1 protein-coding gene is annotated in these 228 nt (G+C 45.6%); it reads left to right on the plus strand.

What is annotated here, in order from left to right:
* The coding region (locus tag HJV72_RS18960; RefSeq protein ID WP_208073418.1) for a substrate-binding domain-containing protein at positions 1-228 on the plus strand (228 nt) is incomplete at both ends.

Here is a 228-nt window from a genome sequence, read left to right on the forward strand (position 1 = left end):
TCTGCTGTCACTTGGACATAAAAACATCGTGTGCATTACAGGCCCTGCCAATTCTGACAGTACCCAGGAACGGCTTGCCGGTTATGAATGGGCTTACCGTGATGCCGGAGTCTCTCTTCCTGAAAAGTATGTATTTCATGGCGACTATCTGAAACAAAGCGGAAATGAAGCTATGAAACAAATCCTGCAGGAAACGAAAGCCACTGCTGTTTTTGCATTCAATGACCT

This window comes from Extibacter sp. GGCC_0201 (genome assembly GCF_017566055.1).
Taxonomy (GTDB): Bacteria; Bacillota; Clostridia; order Lachnospirales; family Lachnospiraceae; genus Extibacter.